Source organism: Anaerobacillus sp., from assembly GCF_046314235.1.
In the GTDB taxonomy this organism is placed as follows: domain Bacteria; phylum Bacillota; class Bacilli; order Bacillales; family Anaerobacillaceae; genus Anaerobacillus.
Genome location: NZ_JBKBWN010000017.1, coordinates 1 through 18,826, shown reverse-complemented (window position 1 = coordinate 18,826; position 18,826 = coordinate 1). Strand labels below are relative to the sequence as shown.

The 18,826-nt window shown below is 37.3% G+C and carries 17 protein-coding genes; 10 read left to right on the top strand and 7 right to left on the bottom strand.

Annotation, left to right across the window (positions count from 1 at the left end):
* The first annotated feature begins 32 nt into the window (after positions 1–32).
* The 4 genes from ilvA to ACK4M9_RS18600 all read left to right on the top strand — a co-directional run bounded on the left by ilvA (position 33) and on the right by ACK4M9_RS18600 (position 3,219).
* Entirely contained in the window at positions 33–1,283 is a 1,251-nt protein-coding gene (gene ilvA, locus ACK4M9_RS18615; RefSeq protein ID WP_409853892.1) for a threonine ammonia-lyase IlvA, read from the top strand.
* A 127-nt stretch (positions 1,284–1,410) separates the two neighbouring features.
* Complete coding sequence (locus ACK4M9_RS18610) at positions 1,411–2,316, top strand: chemotaxis protein (RefSeq protein ID WP_409854052.1); 906 nt, start codon at positions 1,411–1,413, stop codon at positions 2,314–2,316.
* 175 nt (positions 2,317–2,491) lie between these two features.
* Entirely contained in the window at positions 2,492–2,629 is a 138-nt protein-coding gene (gene yhfH, locus ACK4M9_RS18605; protein ID WP_409853889.1) for a protein YhfH, read from the top strand.
* Positions 2,630–2,760: 131 nt separating this feature from the next.
* Entirely contained in the window at positions 2,761–3,219 is a 459-nt protein-coding gene (locus ACK4M9_RS18600; protein WP_409853887.1) for a divergent PAP2 family protein, read from the top strand.
* 167 nt (positions 3,220–3,386) lie between these two features.
* Here the strand turns inward: ACK4M9_RS18600 and hcp are convergent, their stop codons facing one another.
* Positions 3,387–4,688, bottom strand: coding sequence for a hydroxylamine reductase (gene hcp / locus ACK4M9_RS18595; RefSeq protein WP_409853884.1), 1,302 nt, complete (start codon positions 4,686–4,688; stop codon positions 3,387–3,389).
* Positions 4,689–5,004: 316 nt separating this feature from the next.
* On the opposite strand from hcp, the gene ACK4M9_RS18590 reads away from it, so the two are divergent.
* Positions 5,005–5,760, top strand: coding sequence for a DUF3891 family protein (locus ACK4M9_RS18590; protein ID WP_409853881.1), 756 nt, complete (start codon positions 5,005–5,007; stop codon positions 5,758–5,760).
* An 85-nt stretch (positions 5,761–5,845) separates the two neighbouring features.
* Here ACK4M9_RS18590 and ACK4M9_RS18585 read toward each other — a convergent pair whose 3' ends face one another.
* Both ACK4M9_RS18585 and ACK4M9_RS18580 read right to left on the bottom strand, forming a co-directional pair.
* Positions 5,846–8,146 (bottom strand): thiamine pyrophosphate-dependent enzyme, encoded by a 2,301-nt coding sequence (locus tag ACK4M9_RS18585; RefSeq protein WP_409853879.1) that lies wholly within the window; start codon positions 8,144–8,146, stop codon positions 5,846–5,848.
* Positions 8,147–9,160: a 2-oxoacid:ferredoxin oxidoreductase subunit gamma family protein gene (locus ACK4M9_RS18580; RefSeq protein ID WP_409853877.1), complete on the bottom strand. Its 1,014-nt coding sequence runs from the start codon at positions 9,158–9,160 to the stop codon at positions 8,147–8,149.
* A gap of 283 nt (positions 9,161–9,443) precedes the next feature.
* On the opposite strand from ACK4M9_RS18580, the gene ACK4M9_RS18575 reads away from it, so the two are divergent.
* Positions 9,444–10,085, top strand: coding sequence for an HD domain-containing protein (locus ACK4M9_RS18575; protein WP_409853874.1), 642 nt, complete (start codon positions 9,444–9,446; stop codon positions 10,083–10,085).
* Between the two features lie 304 nt (positions 10,086–10,389).
* On the opposite strand, the gene ACK4M9_RS18570 is transcribed toward ACK4M9_RS18575, so the two are convergent.
* Entirely contained in the window at positions 10,390–11,784 is a 1,395-nt protein-coding gene (locus ACK4M9_RS18570; RefSeq protein ID WP_409853872.1) for a C40 family peptidase, read from the bottom strand.
* Between the two features lie 135 nt (positions 11,785–11,919).
* On the opposite strand from ACK4M9_RS18570, the gene ACK4M9_RS18565 reads away from it, so the two are divergent.
* Positions 11,920–12,792: an alpha/beta hydrolase gene (locus ACK4M9_RS18565; protein WP_409853869.1), complete on the top strand. Its 873-nt coding sequence runs from the start codon at positions 11,920–11,922 to the stop codon at positions 12,790–12,792.
* On the opposite strand, the gene ACK4M9_RS18560 is transcribed toward ACK4M9_RS18565, so the two are convergent.
* Positions 12,767–13,912 (bottom strand): MFS transporter, encoded by a 1,146-nt coding sequence (locus ACK4M9_RS18560; RefSeq protein WP_409853867.1) that lies wholly within the window; start codon positions 13,910–13,912, stop codon positions 12,767–12,769. The genes ACK4M9_RS18565 and ACK4M9_RS18560 overlap by 26 nt on opposite strands.
* A gap of 292 nt (positions 13,913–14,204) precedes the next feature.
* Here ACK4M9_RS18560 and ACK4M9_RS18555 point away from each other — a divergent pair, with 292 nt between their 5' ends.
* Positions 14,205–14,471, top strand: coding sequence for a hypothetical protein (locus ACK4M9_RS18555; RefSeq protein ID WP_409853864.1), 267 nt, complete (start codon positions 14,205–14,207; stop codon positions 14,469–14,471).
* A 28-nt stretch (positions 14,472–14,499) separates the two neighbouring features.
* Positions 14,500–15,537 (top strand): C40 family peptidase, encoded by a 1,038-nt coding sequence (locus ACK4M9_RS18550; RefSeq protein WP_409853861.1) that lies wholly within the window; start codon positions 14,500–14,502, stop codon positions 15,535–15,537.
* 142 nt (positions 15,538–15,679) lie between these two features.
* On the opposite strand, the gene ACK4M9_RS18545 is transcribed toward ACK4M9_RS18550, so the two are convergent.
* Both ACK4M9_RS18545 and ACK4M9_RS18540 read right to left on the bottom strand, forming a co-directional pair.
* Positions 15,680–16,306, bottom strand: coding sequence for a YitT family protein (locus ACK4M9_RS18545; protein ID WP_409853858.1), 627 nt, complete (start codon positions 16,304–16,306; stop codon positions 15,680–15,682).
* A gap of 345 nt (positions 16,307–16,651) precedes the next feature.
* Positions 16,652–17,482, bottom strand: coding sequence for a DUF2935 domain-containing protein (locus ACK4M9_RS18540; RefSeq protein ID WP_409853855.1), 831 nt, complete (start codon positions 17,480–17,482; stop codon positions 16,652–16,654).
* A gap of 169 nt (positions 17,483–17,651) precedes the next feature.
* Here ACK4M9_RS18540 and ACK4M9_RS18535 point away from each other — a divergent pair.
* The coding region (locus ACK4M9_RS18535; RefSeq protein ID WP_409853853.1) for a spore germination protein at positions 17,652–18,826 on the top strand (1,175 nt) is incomplete at its 3' end.

The window sequence follows — 18,826 nt, the reverse complement described above, 5'->3', positions numbered from 1 at the left end:
GGCAATGTTATTCTCAAATAGGAAGGGTTATTATGGATAAGAAAATAAAGATTGAAGATATCGTTATTGCACATCATAGCTTAAAGGATATAGTTATTCACACACCACTTCAACTTAACGCCGTTTTATCTGAACGTTATAGTTGTAATGTTTATGTGAAAAGAGAAGATTTACAAGTGGTGCGCTCCTTTAAAATTCGTGGCGCGTATTTTTTAATTCAGAGCTTAACAAAGCAGGAAAGAGATGCTGGAGTCGTTTGTGCAAGTGCCGGCAATCATGCACAAGGTGTTGCCTACGCGTGTAAGCACTTAAAAATACTAGGGAAAATTTTTATGCCAAAAACGACACCAAGACAGAAAGTAACGCAAGTAAAACGTTTTGGTGGTGAGTTTGTAGAAGTCGTTTTATGTGGCGATACGTTTGATGATGCTTTTATTGAAGCAATGGATTTTTGTCATGCAAATAACAACGTCTTTATCCATCCTTTTGATGATCCGCGAATCATTGCAGGGCAAGGAACGGTTGGCTTAGAGATTATGGAAGATATAGAAGAGCCAATTGATTTTATCTTCATGTCGATTGGCGGAGGTGGGCTTACATCAGGGGTAGGTACGTATATAAAAGCGGTTAGTCCATTAACGAAACTAATTGGTGTCGAGCCCCAAGGCGCCCCAGCGATGAAAGCATCACTAGAAAAAGGTGAAGTTGTTTCTTTAAAGAAGATCGATAAGTTTGTCGATGGCGCTGCTGTCAAAAAAGTAGGTGAACTACCATTTATCCTTTGTCGTGAGTTGCTTGATGACATTGTCATTGTCCCTGAAGGTAAAGTCTGTACGACGATCCTTGAACTTTATAATGAAAATGCGATTGTCGCGGAACCGGCTGGAGCATTACCAATATCAGCTTTGCAATTTTATCAAAATGAGATAAAGGGTAAAAATATTGTTTGTGTCATAAGCGGTGGTAATAATGATATTGGACGGATGCAAGAAATTAAAGAAAGATCGTTAATATATGAAGGAATCCAGCATCACTTTATTATTAATTTTCCACAGCGAGCTGGAGCGCTAAGAGAATTTTTAGATGAAGTATTAGGTCCTGATGATGATATTATTCGCTTCGAATATACAAAAAAGAATAATAAAGATAATGGTCCAGCCTTAGTTGGGATTGAGTTAAAACGCAAAGAGGATTACGATGCTCTTATCCTGCGAATGTCTGAACATGAGATAGAGTTTATTGAAGTAAATAAAGATGAGAATTTATTTAATTTACTCATATAAATAAGAAATATTTGTCGAATATTGTCTTGAGTAATGGTATTCTATAGATATAGACTGCATTTCAAAGTAAATATTAAACCTTTTTAATAAACAATCGTTTATTAAATGGAGGAGGAAAACAAAGTTGATTAACGATCACAAGGGGATCTTGTTAGAAAGTGGAACGAATGAAATAGAAGTTATCGTTTTTTCGATTGGAGAAGGCGTTTTTGGAATAAACGTTATGAAAGTGCGAGAAATAATTAATCCACTTCCTGTGACGAAGATGCCAAATAGTCATCCGAGTGTGGAAGGAATTATTCGGCTTCGTGATGAAGTTTTACCTGTCGTTAATTTGGGACAAGTTATTGGTTTTCCACCGTCTGCACATCCAGAGCAGGATAAATTAATCGTTGCTGAATTAAATAAAATGAAAGTTGCCTTCCATGTTCATAGCGTTTCTCGAATCCATCGGATTTCGTGGGAGCAAATCGAAAAGCCTACAAAGCTTTCGCAAGGCTTAGAGACTACAACAATTGGCGTTATTAAAATGGAAGATGATATGATTTTATTATTAGATTACGAGAAAATCGTTGTTGATATCAGCCCTGATTCAGGGATGAACGTTGGACAAATAAAGGCTATGGGACCACGTCAACGATCAGATAAAAAAATCGTGATTGCTGAAGACTCGCCAATTTTGCGTAAATTGTTAGAAGATACGTTATCAGCATCAGGATATAATAATTTGCATTTCTTTGAAGATGGACGTCAAGCATGGGACTACTTAGAGGAATTAGGAAATAATAAAGAGTTATTTACGCAATTACCACATTTGGTTATTTCAGACATTGAAATGCCGCAGATGGATGGTCACCATTTAACGAAACGGATAAAAGGTCATAAGGTTCTTAATGATATCCCGGTGGTCATTTTCAGTTCATTAATTACTGGTGATTTATTTCATAAAGGTGAGCGCGTAGGTGCCAATGCGCAAGTAAGTAAACCAGAAATCGTGAACTTAGTTGAAACAATTGATCGGTTGTTAGCGTAGTAGGAGAGAGCTGTGAAAACAGCTCTTTTCTTTTATTTTATGATGCAATATGGGCACCCTGGGTTTTGTTATTTTATTTTTCAGAAAAATGATTAAACTTCCTGTTGTAATACAATCTTTGTTGTAGTACAATTATGTTATACAACAAAAGATAATATAACAGGGGGTAATAACAATGTCATTAGGATCAGTAGTTGATTTTTTTCGTAATTTACCACCGAAACAGTGTTCGTGTTGTGGGCAAGAAGTAAGTGAAATGCATGATTGCTATACCCATCAATGTGAAACATGTGAAACTGAAGGTCTCAAATAATTTAATTAATGTAACTCTCTACAAATTTGTAGGGAGTTTATTTTTGACAGAAAATCAGTAAGACTTTTTGCATAAGACTTGTCGGATCGACAAAAGCTACCTATGACGTTGTTAAAGGTGGGTGATGATTTATGAAAGGTATTATAGCTGCGCTTCTTTCAATCGGTTTAGCACAATTTTTAAAAGTTCCAATTAGAGGACTGCAAACAGGAGTGTGGGACTGGAAACAAGTCATAGGCTCCGGAGGAATGCCTAGTTCTCACGCAGCAGGTGTTACTTCTTTAGCTACATATATCGGATTAAAGTTAGGCTCTCGTACTTTAGACTTCGCCTTATCGATCATATTTGGATTAATTGTTATGTACGATGCTCAAGGGGTTCGTAAGCATGCTGGAGACACGGCTATTAGGGTGAATGAATTGGAAAAACGAATTGACCAATTAAGTGGGCACAACAATGATCGCTCTCATGATAATAAGACTAAGCAATTGAAAGAAAGTATTGGCCACCAACCGGAAGAAGTTGTTGGTGGAGCAATTTTAGGGTTTGTTGTCGGCTTCTTAAGCTTTATTAGCCAGCGGCGGAACTAAAGAAAAACGAAGAGGCTGTCCCATAAGTGTCAGCGCACCTCGATGTGCTACTATCTAGAAGTGTAGGTTTTTACACAAACTATTAACAGTAGACGAGGTGACTGATACTTGCTATTGGAAGAGCCTCTTCTTTTTTTATTCAAAAGGGAAACCTTTTAATAGTAAAATTATTTTGAAGTAGTTAATTGAAGCATATCAGCCATATCTTCTTGAGCATTCCCAATTAATTGTAGGTTGAAAGCGTCTTGAAGAACGTTTAATACACCTTCACTAATAAATTCTGGCGGTTTTGGACCGATACGAATATCCTTAATCCCTAATGAAAATAGCCCAAGTAAAATTGCAACCGCTTTTTGCTCGAACCAAGATAATACGATACTAACTGGAAGATCATTTACTTCACAGCCAAATGCATCAGCCAAAGCTACGGCGATTTTAACAGTAGAACCTGAGTTGTTACATTGTCCTAAGTCAATGTAGCGTGGAATATCTGTTCCTGGAACGGTGCCATAGTCGACATCGTTAAATCTAAATTTTCCACATGATGTTGTCAGAATTACAGTATCTTGTGGTAGTGAGGTAGCTAATTCACGGTAGTATTCGCCACCTTTTCCAGGCGCATCACAGCCAGCGATAACGAAGAAGTGCTTAATTTTCCCAGCTTTTACTGCATCAATAATTTCAGGAGCAATCCCTAACACTGTCTCATGGTGGAAACCAGTAACTAGTGTTTCATCGGAGTGAATATTAGCTTCAGGTAATTCTAGCGCTCTTTCAATAAGTGGCGAGAAGTCTTCACCTTGAATTTTTGTGACACCTTCTAATCCAGCTAGCTCATAAGAGAAAAAGCGATCAGCGTAGGAACCTTTAATTGGCATTACACAGTTTGTTGTAGCAAGGATCGCTCCAGGGAATTTTTCAAATAAACGTCTTTGGTCAAACCAAGCTTTACCGATGTTGCCTTTTAAGTGCGGATATTTTTTTAAATGTGGGTAACCATGAGCTGGTAGCATTTCTGAGTGGGTGTAAATATTAATGCCTTTCCCTTCAGTTTGCTTAAGCAGTTCTTCTAATGCAAATAAGTTATGTCCTGTAATAACGATACATTTGCCTTCGATTTTATTTTGTGAAACACGCACAGGTTGAGGAATTCCTAATCTTTCTGTGTGAGCACGGTCTAAAAGATCCATCACTTTTACCGTTGCTGTTCCAACTTTCATTGCCATATTGATATGCTCTTGTAAATTAAAGTTTGAGTTTGTAAGTGTTAAGTAAAGGGCCTCTTGAGTAATTGCGTCAACTTCAGGGTCAACATAGCCTAATTGCTTCGCATGTGTTGCGTAAGCTGCTACTCCTTTAAGTCCAAAGATAATTGTGTCTTGCAAACTAGCGATATCTTCATTCTTTCCACAGACCCCGATTACTTTACAGCCGCCAGTTGGCGTTTGTTCACATTGATAACAAAACATGATTATTCCTCCTAAAAACTTCTGTCTGATTTTTTGTCTAGTGTAACAGTAGCAACTAATTAATAGTCAACCGTTTTCAAAACCTGTTTTCATCATACTTTCAAACACTTTTTACAGCAGTGATATATATCACGAGAAATAATGTTCGCAATATTTAAAAAAATATTAGTGCTGTGAATATAGAGGTAAGTAAAGTCGTTGCAAAGATCATTAGGTAGGAAGGGAAACATTTTATCTGGAAGAATCGTAAAATAATTCCGAAAATTAATATATATACTATAATAAGGATAAGAGATCTGGTGAAGGAGGGGACGCTTTGGTTGTAACTGAAAGAGAGAACGAGATTCTGTTATTTGAGCAACACGAGCACGCTAGGGTTTGTGGGGAGTTTGCAAAGCAATGGAGAGACGATTATTTTAGCGGGCATGATAACCGCAAGTCCGTCACTTATGCGATATTTGAGCATGATAATGGTTGGATTGAATTAGATCAACAACCATTATTAAATAAAGAAACGTTATTACCATATTCATTTATAGACTATCCATTAAAGCCAAAGCTGGCCGCGTATACGAACTGTATTAACCGAGTAGAGAAAGAAGATGATTATGCAGCGTTAATTTGTAGTCTTCATTACACGTCTTTTTTTGAAGGTTATGCAAATGGAAGAGGTGCAGAATTTATAACTCAAGAAAGACTTCGTCAGGAGAAGTTAAGGCGGAGGTTGAAGATAAACAAAGAAAGTTTGTTATTTCATTATAATTTGTTACAGTTTTGCGATAATCTCTCGCTGTATTTATGCCTGAATGAACCTGGAGTAGACAAAGAAAATGAATTTTTCTGGTTTAGAGAAGGGTTTTCCCAGACGTTCTCTTACAATAGTCAAAAGAGATTAATGGCAAAATGGCTTAATAAGGATACCGTTTCACTGTCCGATTTTCCATTTAAAGAAGAGATAACAGTCACGTTAAATTATAAGGCAATTCCAAAAAAACGTATTTGTCATCTTCAGGAAGAATATGATACAAAGGCTATGCAACAGCGGATCGTTAAATTAGTGAAGGGGAAGTAGTAAACGGTTACTATGAGCGGGTGCCAAAACTAAAAGAACAGCCTTACTCCAATTGGAATAAGGCTGCTTTAATTCGTTTGTAATCCTAAAGAAACGGTGTTTCGTGTTTAATCTTTAATTTTCTCCAACGACGTTCAACTTCTGTTTCGAATTCTTTTAACATCGGAGCATTTGCTTCTTTTAATATATGCTTTGTTTTACCCATCATCTTTAACCATTCTGATAATTCTACACGTTTGTTTTTCGCTTCTGGATCGTACGTAATCGTTGTTTCGCCTTGTTCAATTTCATAAAGCGGGAAGAAACAAGAATCAACCGCAGCTTTGATGATACTTTCACCTTGGCGATCTTCAGATTTCCAGTTAAGTGGGCAAGCAATTAAAATCTTTCCGTAAACCATACCGACATTGTTTGCATACCATTGAGCTTTGGCAGCCTTTTTAATAAGGTCTTGTGGGTAGGCTTCAGTTCCAGTGAAAACGTAAGGGATGTTCGTAGCAGCCATAATTTGCGCAGTGTCCTTATGGTGAAACGCTTTTCCTTGTTTTGTTTTCCCGATTGTTGTTGTGCTTGTCATATGTCCTAATGGAGTAGAGTAGGACATTTGTGAGCCGGTATTCATGTATCCTTCATTATCATACTCAAGGACGATCATTTTGTGGTTACGTAAGGCAGTCCCAATCGCAGAACCCATTCCAATATCCATCCCGCCATCTCCGGTAATCATTACAAAGGTGAAATCGTCGGAAATATCCACTTCACCACGGCGTTTCATTTCAAAAAACGCTTCTAGTGTACCCGAAAGTGTAGCAGCACCACTTTGGAAAAGGTTATGAATAAATGTTTGCTTGTGAGAACTGTGTGGATAGCCAGTTGTAACAACATAGGCACAGCCTGTTTGTAATAATATAACTGCGTCGCCTTCAATTCCTTTAAAGAATAATTCTAAGCCAGGGAAAATTCCACAGCCAGGGCATGCGCCATGACCAGAGGCAAAACGCTTTGGTTTGCCAGTTAGGTTGCGCAGTGGCGGAATTTTCACTTTTAGTTTGTTTGTTTCTTCATCTTGAGTAACTGTTATTAAACCACTGTTAAAAGCATCGCCATACATTGGTTCAATCACAGGCTTTAATTTATTTTCAGGGTTTCCTGGCACATGGCCATAATAGTCAAACGGTCTTTCAGCAAAGCCACGTTCTTTTGCTGCAATGGCCATTTCAAAAAACTTTTCAGCATCGTCAGCATAAAAGTCTTTCCCACCAACACCAAAACAACGGCTAAGAACGATCGTCTGATTATCTTTATCTTCTTGAAGTGCAGATTTTACTTCGTGCGTTAAGTTTGGTCCATTTCCGCCGTAAGAATCAGCACGTTCACCTACCAATAAAGATTTAACATTTTTAAGTGCCTCACGGATTTCTTTTGCTGGGAATGGGCGAATAATATTCGGGCTAATGACACCAGCTTTAATTCCTTGTTTGCGAAGCTTATCAACAACATCCTTTGCCGATTCAGCTGCAGAATTAAGTAAGAATAGGGCAACTTCAGCATCTTCCATACAGTATAAATCTAATGTTTCATACGTACGTCCTGAAATTTCGGCATATTCCTTTTGTAACTCTTCAAAAACTTGCCCAGCGCGGTAAATTGCTTCTGATTGTTGGAAATTGTTGTTAATAAGATCGTCGCCATTCATATGAGCACCAATAGTTACCGGTTTATCTTTTACACAAGCAACCGGGTAGTCTTTTGGCATTTCACCAACAAAATCCTGAACAACCTTACGATCCTTAAAGTAGTTCACTTTCCGTTTTTGGTGTGAAGTAAAGAAGCCGTCATAAGCAACGATAACCGGGAGACGAACATCTTTATGTTCTGCAAGTTTTAAAGCAATAATGTTCATATCATAGACTGCTTGAGGAGTACGGGCAGTTAAAATAACCCAGCCTGTGTTTAAGGCATAATAAAGGTCTGAATGGTCGCCACGAATATCAAGTGGCCCACTGACTGCGCGGGTTACTAGATTCATAACCATCGGGAAGCGTAAACCAGATTGAGCTGGCATTTGTTCAATCATATATAGAAAGCCGTTTGCACTTGTTGCGTTAAAGACGCGAGCACCGGTAGCAGAAGCACCAAAGCATATTCCGGCTGAACCATGCTCACCATCTGCCGCGATTAATTCGATATCGTGCAAACCTTGTGATTTCATTAAGTCTAAGTATTGTGCTACTTCTGTTGAAGGAGTAATCGGAAAGTAACCCATGACATGATAATTAATTTGGGCAGCGGCCATCGCAGCCATTTCATTTCCGCTTTCAAACGTAGTGGCTTGTTCGTAATTTAAATGATTTGGTTCTTGTAATTTATCTTCTAGTTTAGACATTTAGAAACTCCCCCCTGCAACGTATGGAAATTTTTGCGCTACGCGATTTGCTTCAGCATAACCGACTTTTTCTGACATATCTGCTAACGCATCTGTAGGACAAGCATCTACACACTTAAGACAGCCTTTGCAATATTGGTAGTCTATCCCTGTTAGAAACATTTGCATGCGACCACGTTTATCAGCGCCTTCTTCCCAAACGAAACAATAATCAGGACAAACTGTATCACAGGCAGCACAGTTAATACATTTTTCTTGTTCAAATGCTGGTAAGAAGCCTTGACGAGAACCGCTTAAATCCTTAAGAATACTATTTGCTTGAACAGTAATAATCCCACCAAGCTCCTGTGTTAAATAGCCTAATAGAGGTTCTGGTCTAGAAAATGCTTTCCCTTCGGCGTTCTCAGGTAAATCATATGTTTTGAACGTCACTTCGTTGTAGCCACGATCGAACGTTCGAATGTTTGGTTCTACTAAATGAGGGTATTTCTTTTCAAATGTTTTTCGGATGACATTTCGCATTTCTTCTGGGTCTAAAAACTCTAAAATACGGTACATTGCCCCTAGCATCGCTGTATTTACTTTTGTTTTCTCTTCTACAGCAATTTTCATCGCATCGACAATCGCTAATGTACCATAATCAAGTTTTAGATCTTCTCTTACATTATCAAACTCTCTTGTACTGTTAACTAAAACGATGCCGTCAGCAGGTAATCCGCTTACAACATTTACTGTTTTATAAAGAGCTTCATGAAATACCGCAATAACATGAGGTTGCTCAATTGGGCTGTGATCACGAATTTCAACATCTGCATCACAAAATCTAACGAAGGCCTTTACTGGAGATCCTTTTTTTTCAGAACCATAAGAGGAAAAGTTAGAGCCATTTAAGCCTAATCCTAAAACTCCAGCTTCCGCTAACATTTTCCCTGCTAAATTGGCCCCTAGACCTCCAATAGATTCTAGGCGTATTTCAAAGAAACCTAGGCCATTCTTTTTTGGTAAAATAGACATGATTAATAATCCCCCTCAAAAATTGACTATACTCCCACCTTTAGTCATTATAGAATAAAAGGGTATAATCATGGTGTGATGAAAGTCACAGTTTATTCATTAATTTTATTTTTTTCACTAATACACCTGAAATTTTTTTAAAGAACACTTATAATTAAAGGGGTTTAGGTAAGAGTTAATGTAGTACAGATTTTGTTTTGTCTTATAACAGTTAGGGGTTTTCATTTTGTAGAACATATTAAATGGATAATCGAGTATAAAAATTCAAAAATGAGGTGTTTTTATGCAAGAGTTGAAGATTTTGATTGAGGCAGAACAGTATGTTCGATCGTTATTAGAAAAAGATAGTAGTGGTCATGATTGGTGGCATATCCACAGGGTAAGAGGGTTAGCGAGGAAAATAGCAGCCAATGAAGGTGCCAATATTTTCGTTTGCGAGTTAACGGCGCTTCTTCATGATTTAGCAGATGAGAAACTGTTTGGCGATGAGGAGAAAGGGTTAGCTGATATAAACGAATGGTTAGAAAAAAATGGTGTTGGCAAAGAAGATCGACAACATATCGTTTCAATAATTAAATCGATGTCATTTAAAGGTGGAAATAATCTCCTTGTAGAAACATTAGAAGCGAGAGTTGTTCAAGACGCAGACAGATTGGATGCAATAGGAGCAATTGGAATTGGGCGCACGTTTGCTTATGCAGGTGCTAAAGGGCAATTAATGTACGATCCTACGATACCAGTTAGGGAAGATATGACGAAAGAAGAATATCGCAAAGGGAAAAGTACAGCGATTAATCATTTCTATGAAAAACTACTAAAATTAAAAGATTTAATGAACACAGAGTATGGTAAAGAGTTAGCAATCCAAAGGCACCGGTATTTAGAGCAATTCTTACAAACATTTCTAAAGGAATGGGACGAGTAGTGTTTCAATTAAAAGCTTATTGATGTTTCGATCTTCTAAAGTAGCAAAGCAAAAAGAGGTCGTTCCAAAGCTCAGTAACAATCATCTCAGGTATGTAAGAACAATACTAGATATCGTACCCAAACAATTGTAAGCTATCGTATGGAACAACCTCATTTATTACTATGGATAATATGGATAATATGGATAAATTTCTCATAATTAATTAAATTTCATCATTACTTTAATCGAGCTATATCTACGCAACTACATTTAGAACTTAATCGCAAAATAATGTATGGTGAAATTCTTTATTTTCTATATCTTAATTTATTCGCTTTGCCCCTAAATATCGTGTACTCCAATAATTAATGGTCATGTCGCTGATTGTCACTCCTGACGATGAACCAGCATGAAGAAATTGTTGATTTCCTAAGTAAATCCCAGCATGTGAGGGTCCTTTTTTATATGTTTCAAAAAACACTAGATCTCCAACTTGCAAACTATCAACTGATTTCCCAACACTCCAAATATCTGAAACGGTTCGTGGTATATTAATCCCTTGATTTTTATAGACGTACATTAGGAACCCACTACAATCAAAGCCGCTAGGGGTTGTTCCTCCCCAGACGTACGGAGTACCAATGAAAGATTTCGCGTAGGTAATAAGGTCGCTTGAAGGAACCGTTTCATTATTTTTTTCAGTTACTACTTTAGTATTTTCTTTTTTTGTTGTTGTCGTAGGAGGCGGAGCAGATCTAGAAACCGCAGGAGCTGCTGTTGCTGTCCTTAAATGTACAATTGTTTTTTGACCTGCAATTCCGTCGACAGTTAAACGATTTTGAATTTGGTAATTTCTGACCGCAGCTTCAGTAATTGGACCAAAATCACCATCGATAGAGTGATTAAAATAGCCTTTATTTTTTAATAAACTTTGGAGGTCTTTTACAGCTTGACCGCGATCTCCATTTTGTAATAAGTCTACATTGTTAATATCATTTTTTTCGACCTTTTTAACAACTGACATAATGGTAGGTGAAGGCACTTCTAATATATCTTCATTCGCGGCAAAAACCGCACTGTTGAGATTATTATCAGCTTCCACTTCATGCTTTACCGTAAGTGAGACGCCCGCTAAGTGCTCATATGTTTGCTCGCCGATAATTCCATCAATGATCAAACCATTATCCTTTTGATAAGCTAAAACAGCTTCTTTTGTTTTCGAACCGTAAACTCCATCCTTATCAAAATGATAGTAGCCCACATCCGTTAACTTTTTTTGAATTTCTTTTACCGCATCTCCTTTGTCGCCAAATTGAAATAGCTGACCTTCTTGAATTTCTAACAATATATAATCTTCAACTTCAACTTCTTCAATATTTTTATTAATAAATAGAGCTGCTAAAGTCTCGGGGCCTGCTACACCATCAACGTTAAGTTTCTTCATTTTTTGAAATTGACGAATAGCTGCGTGTGTTTTTACACCATAGACTCCTGCTTCTTCTTCGGTGACTTCTAAATTGTAGTCTAAGAGCTTATGTTGAATTGTAAAAACTTTAAAGCCTGTGTTTCCAAAACTATAACGTTCACTAGGATCTAAGCTGATATCATCATTAACAATTTTAGTAGCGGTTGCTTCAACTGAAATCGGGACTGTTAAGGCAACGCTAGCTGCTATCGAAGACAAGATGACATTTTTACTAAGGGTTTCTACTTTCATTTAAACTATTACCTCCTTACATAGTAGTTATGATTTAATTGATTTTTAGAGGCAAAAAAAATAACGGTAGCTTTAAACATTTTATGCATATTGAGTTAAAATAGAACTAGAGAAAAAGTTTAAGAGGAGGTTACTATGGACCAAAATCAAAAAGAACATCATTTCAATTGCCCAAATGACTATCTTTCATTCTATGGAATTGATCAATGCAAGCTTTCAGTCCACAAGCAACTAAAGTTAGATGGCAAAACGATGGTGCAAATCTTTGAACCTGCGAACGCCAAAAATACTGTGCTTCTTATTCATGGTTATTTCGATCATTCTGGCTCGCTAAAAAATGTCATTAACCACTTTCTATCATTAAATTATCGAATCGTGAGTTATGACTTGGAAGGACATGGGCTATCTAGTGGCAATAGAGGAGAAATACAAGACTTTGCTGACTATGTCGGGTCGTTAAAAGAGGTGTTGGCATTCTGTAAAAAGAGTGAATTTTATCCAAGTACAGTCATTGCTCATAGTACTGGTGCAGCGATATTTACTGATTATTTGTTGCAATATCGAAAGCATTTTGAAAAAGTCATTTATTTTGCGCCTTTAGTAAGACCTGCAAATTGGCGATATGTTTTGACGGCATCAAAAATAGTGCCGATTTTTAAACAGAAACTTACGCGGAAGTTTGCGAAAAACTCTGGTGACGTTGACTATTTGGCATTTGTCAAAAATGATCCATTACAGTGTCGTTTCATTTCAATTTCTTGGGTTTTAGCGATGATTAGATGGAACAAAAAACTAGAGGAGTATCCACCTTCTACCCAAGATATATATATAATCCAAGGTTCATTAGATGAAACAGTGGACTGGAAATACAATGTAACCTATTTAAGAAAAAAATTTCCGTTTGCACAAATAGCCCTTATCACCGATGGGGGACATCAAATTATAAATGATAGTCCAGTTATAATGAAGCAAGTATTTGCTCTTATTGATAAGTATCGATTATCTTAATTCGCGATTTAATAAGCATCGCTAGGGAGATCATGATGATGGCGCCAAGTAGAAGTCCTTGGTTTGGCGCCAGATTTAAAGCGCCTACTATGAATGACCCTACGACAACACCTAAAGAAAAAAATGCGTAAAATAAACCGAAAGCCCTTCCTCGTTCATTTTTATTGGAATGGTCAATAACTAAGGCAGTGACTGAAGGGAAAATGCAAGCAAAACCAATCCCGTAAAAAAACATCGCAATAAATAGGACAACGATGAGCTCAAATAAACTAAGAATGGTTAGCGCTATTGTCACAAAAATCATACCTGCAATTACAGTCTTTTCTCGTTTAACTTGATCAAAAATTTGGTTCGTCGGTAATAAGAAGAAAATGATGGCAACAATTCCAAAAGTACTTAAAAGCATCCCTGAAAAAGCAACACCTTGACCTGCAGCCGCAATTTTTAAAGGAAGCATATATGCTAATATTCCTAATGTTAACATTAGTGAAAATGCACCAATATAAGCATTAATAAGTGCAGGTAAGCGCAGGAGTTTAACGATTTGGGAAAAATCGAACTTGTTTTCTTCTAGTTTCATCGTATAATTTTCTGTTAAAACAAAAGTGATAATAAGTGCTGTTAAGGCAAACAAACCACTAATCGAGTAAAATACCCAATCAATTCCAAAAAAATTAGTCATCAATGCCCCGAATGCAGGTCCAATAATTGCAGAAATACCAACACAAGCCCCTGAAAAGGCCATAGTTTTGCCACGGTTTGTCGAGCGTGACTTGTCTCCCAATAAAGCAAAGGCTGCAGGCACGAGCAATCCACCGCCAATTCCGTGAATAAAGCGAATTAGAAGTAATTGCAGTGGGGTAGTCACAAATGTATAACCAAGGAGACAAACACTTACAAATAGCAACCCGATGACAAGGATCTTCTTTCTGCCAAATTTGTCGATCCACTGCCCGGCAAGAATGTTTCCGCCCATGTTTGTTAAAGAATAAATACCAACTATTACGCCAATTAACAAGCTAGACGCCCCTAAACTTTGGGCGAACGGAGCAATAATCGGTAGTTGAGAAAAAGTATCTAAAAATGCTATAACAATGATGATATAAAGAAAATAAACCACAATAATCCTCCTTGGAAGCCGTTAATTATTCATAAGTATTATACATTACTTTTCAGAACTTAAGAAATGATTACCAATAAAAAAGACGCTTAGAGGCTGCCTAATAAGTGTCAGCTCGCCTCAACATGATACTATAAATAGCTGTGTAAGTTGCTATTTATAGTCAACGAGGCGACTGATACTTTGCTTAGGGACAGCCTTTTTCTTCGTTCTGAGCGGTAAATCGTGAATGTTTTATGTATGTATTCCATTTATTAACGAAAACTAACAAATGGCCGAAGGAGGGAACTGGATGGCAAATATCCCAATAAAGCAAGCAATGATTGCAATACAACAAGCAAAACTAGCAATGCAACAAGGGTTGATCCATGCTGACGAGAAGCATTACCTGCAAGTCGAGCAACAGCTACTGTATGCACAAAGCTTAATAACCGATGCAAAGCAAAAGGCAAGTGCTAATGAAGAACAGCTCCTTGAACAGGCAAATGTTACGCTTCTAGAGACGATGGAACAAGTTCATCAAAGAAATTTACCACCAAACTCACAGACTGGTGAGTAAACCGAAATTAAAAAGGAGAGTGTTATCAATGGTAAAAAAATATCGCGTTTTTATCGCAACTATTTGCTTAGTATTATTACTAACTGCACCTGTGTCGGCCTTTTATGAAGCAGTTCCAGAAGCCGGGATTGCGATAAACGGTAAAATGGTAGATGGTATTAAACCAATAAAAATGAATGGAAAATATTACATACCTTTTACTAATTTATCAAGAATATTAGGGTACAATGATATTCGTTTTGAAACGAATACGAAAACGTATCAGGTAACTGATGGTTCGACAATCGTACGGTTAACAATGGGGGGAACAAGAGCTCGTCGTGGAGATGAATTTATGAATATTGACGCACCGAGATGGGTCAACGAAACAGCTTTTGTGTCTTTAGATGCAGCAAGTAGCTTATTTAATTCTTTTGTTTATTTCAAGCCAGAAAATGGTTCAATTCAAGTTGAAAAACCGGCAAGTAGATATCGTGTTCAATCCGGGGATACCCTTTGGTTAATTTCCGAAGCTCATCATACAACTGTTCAGCAGTTAATGGCAGCTAATGGGTTAACGTCAACAGTTATTTTCCCTGGTCAAGTCTTAAAGCTTCCACCTAGAGGACAAACGAAAGAAATGGAACCGATCAAGGAAAAGAAGCCAGTTGAACGAGTTCCTCAACAAGGAAACACCAATGCAGAGCTCATTACTATAGCTAAACAGTATATTGGAGCAGGATATAAATTTGGGGCAACTTTGGCTGAAGCACCGAGATTATTCGATTGTTCATCGTACACCCAATTTGTATTCAGACAAAAAGGGATTCAACTTCCAAGAACGTCAAGGGAACAAGCCGGTTTAGGAAGGTCAATTCCAACATCATCTTTAAAGCAAGGGGATTTACTGTTTTTTCAATCGCCATCACTTTATTCTGACGGAAGGGTCGGACATTTAGGTATTTATATCGAAGGGGGCCACATGATTCATGCCTCATCTTCAAAAGGTGTTCATATTACTTATAATGTCCTAAACAACAGTTATTGGGGTAAAAACTATTTATTTGCCAAACGGATTATCGAGTAATATCAAAGTTCACTCCCGAAGGTAAAAAGAGACTATCAAAGGACAAAGTAGCAGTCACCTCGTCGACTATAAAATAGATCGTATCCAAACTTCCTCATTTATTTATAGTACTTCGAGGTGAGCTGATACTTTATCCGAAAAATTAGGAATTTGCAGCATCTTTCAACATTACCGTTTCCTCAACAGGTTCAGTGTTTTTAAGTGGTGATGTTTTATAACGTCCAATGATCGAAGAAGCAATCACAATACTTAAAATTGAATATAGCGCACTTTGCCAGCCAACCATAAAGACTGCAAGTAAGATGATGATCGAGTCACATAGAAAAATAACATAGCCTCGATTAATCGAGAATGTCTTGTCCAAATATAATGCAAGAATGTGAATGCCACCTAATGATGAATCGTTATTAAGTACATAGGTTACACCAACGCCAATGAGAATACCTGCGATAATGGTAGCTGAAAAGGGACTTACTTGAAAACTCGGAACTAGTAGATCTAACGAGTCTCTTATAATAGAAATCCCAATAATAGACATAAAGCTAGATAAGGTAAACCACTTCCCTAATTGCTGAAGCGAAATGATAAAAAAAGGTAAGTTCACTAAGAAAAACAAACCTCCCCATGAAAGGGGCGTTATATAACTTAACATTGTCGCAATTCCAGCAGTGCCACCAAACGTTAACATACTTTGCGACAAGATTGTCACACCAAAAGCGGTTAAAAATAAACCTAAAAGTACAAAAGCTATTTTTTTAATTACTAGCATGTCATCACCTTAGAAGAAGTTTAGTATTTTAATAGATTAAAGTATTAAAAACACTAGGTCAATAGAATAAACTTGCTACAGAAATTGAAAGTTTTTTCTTAATTTTGCGACGTTTCTATTCTACCAACATTGTTGCTGAATTCACTTGAACGAGCCTCTAAAATTCGTTCGAGTTTTACCGTGAAGAGAAGGGGAAGAAAGCGACTTTTCATTGAAGATGGGGGAGACATGGTTTTTGCCGCCATAAGAATTTTGTATGTGAAAGTGGCATAAAAGGTGATATAAATAAAAAGCTTACCTAAGGATATTTCCTTAGGTAAGCGAACGTATCTGGCAATTTTTCGATTAACAAAACGAGGGCTTCGTCAATGGACATTGCGCCGCTTGACTCTTTAATTCAGGTGCGTAAAAGCTTAATTTTTTGATGAAATAACAGGTTTCTGGAAGATGATGTTCAAGGAAACGAAGTGTCGTCCTCGAAAACATTTCAGTACCGATATAGAGCATAATTACCTCTTGCACAAAGTTATACATATCAATAGTCGTTTGCCCAATTTGCCGAGACAGCCGCTGTTGACGAGGGATGCCAGGCGGCGAAAATCTTAGTAATGAGCGCATTTGCTTATTTTGGATAATGAAACCCTGAAACCTACTAATATACATTTCAGTTTGATTTGTCAATGCAAGCTCGATCGGATCAAGAACATTTCTTAGCAGGACGGCGTGACCTAATTGATCTTCTAGCCATAAATCGAGAAGGTCAACGAGTGGAAGCGCTGGAAAATCCTGACCATTTACATAATAGTTTAAAATTCTAATATACTCCTGATTTTCTCCTAATGTACCATTTAGATAAGTTGGTGAAAGATTTAAGTTTACCTTATTTTGCACGCGTAAATTTTGCATCAGACCTTCAAATTGAAAATAACCGGTTACAATCGGCCATGCTGCTTGAGAAAATTCAACAAGTTCTCTTGAAGCAGGCGACAAGTTTCTGCTTAGCATTGCTAACTGTTCTCGTAATGAACAAAACGCTTGAATGTAATGGTTTGCTGTTGCCACATAATCTTGTTCACTTGGTGATAAATGATCACGGACAAAATAAGCATGATCCTCTAATATTTCTAACCAAAATGAATGCTCTTCCCACGGGCTAATTATATTTGCTTCTACCACAATGAATGACTCCCTTCCGAATTCTTTCATAATTAAAACATTTATATGATTTTAAATTCAAAAAAGAATGTCAATAAAGTTAAATCGGTCTTCGGATGGTAAAAACAGAATAAATTACCTCGATCTTGCAAACTTTAACAATAAGTTACTCAAAATGGGGGACATTTTCATGATGGATGAAAAAAAGTGGCAGAAGAAAAATAAGTTAGCTTCGCTAAACGAGCCTACATCTGCTAGCGAGCAAGACGAAGAGCAAGAAATGTCCTCGATCGCAGAAAATGAAAAGCCTTCGGTGGATGTCATTGTAAAAATATATGAAGACTGCGCAGATTTAATTGAAAAAAATTACTGTGAAGATCATGTGAAAATCCTCTATTTAAGCACAATCATCGATGGAACAAAACTAGAAAAGGATATACTTAATCCGATTTCATTGTTAGCAAAAACAGATGTCGCAGCATGGTTAAAGAAGAAGGACATCTCTGAAGCTTCTACCATTAAAGAAATTAAAGATGAAATCACCTCCGGATGTGCAGCAATATTTTTCGATGGTAAAGCTTATTTTTATAATGTATTTGGAGCGGAACAACGAGGCGTTGAAAAAAGTGATACAGAAACAGTTATTGTCGGTGCACATGATGCCTTTGTTGAGGATATAAAAACAAACCTTTCACTCATTAGAAGAAGAATAAAAAGCTCTAAACTAAAAGTAATAAAGCTTCGTGTAGGTGAAGTATCAAAAACTGATGTCTACTTACTCTATATTGAGGGTCTAGTCGATATGGAAATGGTCGCGGAAATGAAACAGCGAATTATCGATGTAGAAATCGACTCGGTCTTTGATACGAACATGTTATCGCAAATCATTGATGAAGTGCCTGATTCATTATTTCCACAATATTACAATACAGAACTACCAGATGTTGTGCGTTCCAAATTAGTTGCAGGGAAAATGGCCGTTCTTTTAGATGGTAGTCCAGTTGCGATATGTGCGCCAAGTAACTTCTTTGAATTTATCCAGTCACCAGATGATTATAATCAGCGTTGGTTAATTGGATCGAGCCTACGCCTCCTTAGAGTAATTGCTATCTTTGTTACGGTAATGTTTACGGCTGTTTATGTAGCGGTTATTTCATTTCACTATGAGGTCTTGCCAGAGGATTTATTAATAACGCTGGCAGAATCACGAGCAAAAGTTCCATTTCCACCCTTAATTGAAGCACTCTTAATGGAAATTACGATCGAGCTTTTACGAGAAGCGGGGGCAAGGTTACCGACAAAGGTTGGGCAAACGATTGGTATTGTTGGTGGGATCGTTATTGGGACTGCCGCTGTAGAAGCTGG